At 64.2% G+C, this 1,922-nt stretch carries 1 protein-coding gene; it reads left to right on the forward strand.

Annotated features, from left to right (window positions below):
* Positions 1 to 94: 94 nt before the first annotated feature.
* Positions 95 to 1,855 carry an IS1634 family transposase gene (locus B5F33_RS10710; RefSeq protein ID WP_087411810.1) on the forward strand — a complete coding sequence of 587 codons (1,761 nt, stop codon included), beginning with the start codon at positions 95 to 97 and terminating at the stop codon, positions 1,853 to 1,855.
* The last annotated feature ends 67 nt before the right edge of the window (positions 1,856 to 1,922 follow it).

Raw genomic sequence — 1,922 nt, forward strand, 5'->3', positions numbered from 1 at the left:
TTTTCTTTACATATTTCCTGTGACTTTTCAGCACGGTGTATGTCGGTGTATGATATGATGAAATAGATTATCACCGCAGCTCAGGAGTGCTTTCATGTATCTTCGGAAGTCCAAGAAGAAAAGCGGTCGGGTATATCTCACGATCGTCGAGGGATACCGCGACGAGCGGGGCAAGAACATGTCCCGCACGATCGAGTCCCTGGGATACGTCGATGATTTCCAGCGCCAGGGCATCGCGGACCCCATCGCCCACTTCACCGAGGAGTGCGCCCGGAGAAACGAGGAGCGCCGCTCCGAGACGGCCCCCGTGGTCGTGAAGATCCCCCCGCGCCAGAAGATCGACAAGCGCGACCGCGGGGCCCAGATCGAGCTGGGCGCGGCGGTGGTGGACGGCTACCTCAACCGCGATCTCGGCCTCCTCGACTTCTTCGAGAGGAGGCGCACGGCGCGCAAGGCCTCCTTCGACCCCTACCGGGTGCTCGAGCTCCTGGTCTGGGACCGCATCGCACACCCCTCCTCGAAAAGGAGCGCCTGGGAGGGGCGGGGCCGCTTCCCCCGCAAGTGCCCCTTCTCCCTCGATGACACGTACCGGGCGCTGACCTACCTGGAAGAGCGCGCACGCGAACTCGTCCTGCACATGAACGAGAGCATCGAGGGCGCACGCGGCCCAAGAGACGCAACGCGGCTCTACTACGACGTGACCAACTACTACTTCGAGGTTGAAGACGAGGACGGCTTCCGCATGCACGGGGTCTCCAAGGAGAACCGCAGGAGCCCGATCGTGCAGATGGGGCTGTTTCTAGACGCCGACGGGATCCCGCTCGACTACGCCCTCTTCCCCGGCAACGTGCCCGATGTGTCCACCCTGGTGCCCGCCATGGAGCAGGCGGGCGTGCGGTCGGGCGAGCGCGTCGTGGTGGTCGCCGACAAGGGTCTCAACGCCTCGGCCAACATCGCCCGCTGCGTGCTCGACCGCAACGGCTTCATCTTCTCCCAGAGCGTGCGCGGGGCGGACGCCGGGCTCAAAGGGTGGGTGCTTTCCGAGGATGGATATGAATCCAATGGAAGCGGCACCTACAGGATCAAATCCCGTCAGGCGGAGAGGGCCGTCTACGTGACGGGCGCCGATGGAAGGCGCCGCCAAGTAAAGATACCGGTCAAACAGGTGGCCTTCTGGTCGCGCGACTTCGCCGAGCGGAGCCGCCGCGAACGCGAGAAGGTTATCGAGAAGAGCCTGCGCTCGCTCGAGCGCGGGGACGCGGGGCGCGCCTTCGCGCGCTCCAGCGCGCGCTATGCGAAGGCCACGCCGGTCGATCCGGAGACCGGCGAGGTGGGCAGGCTCGCCTGGGCCCTCGACGAGGCCGCCATCGCGCAGGACGCCCGATACGATGGCTACTACTGCATCATCACCTCGGAGGTCGATATGGGAGATGGCGAGATCATCGACGCCTACCGGGGGCTGTGGAAGATCGAGGAGTCCTTCCGGGTCATCAAGGGGGACCTGGGGGCGCGCCCGGTGTTCTGCTCAACGGAGACCCATATCAGGGCCCATTTCCTCATCTGCTTCATCGCTTTGGTCGTCATGCGCCTCATCCAGGCCGACGTGGAGAGGGGAACCGGGTCGCGCCCCTCCGCCGCAGCCGTCCAGGAGGCGCTCTCCGGCATCGTGGGCCACCGGCTCGACGAGAACCATTGGCTCTTCGACTACCGAACCGACCTCACGGACGCGCTCGGGGGCGCCGCGGGAGTCGACCTCACCCGCCGCGCGCTCTCAAAGGGGCAGGTGCGCGACATCATGGCCGCGATGAGAAAACCCAAGCCCCGAGAAGTTGTGCACCAACAGAAACGTCACTGAGAGCAAGGCCGTTTACCCAGCTCATGCATGGTAAACGATCTTTTCCAGCTGCAAAAGTCAGGTTATA

It is taken from the genome of Collinsella sp. An2 (assembly GCF_002160065.1).
In the GTDB taxonomy this organism is placed as follows: domain Bacteria; phylum Actinomycetota; class Coriobacteriia; order Coriobacteriales; family Coriobacteriaceae; genus Limicola.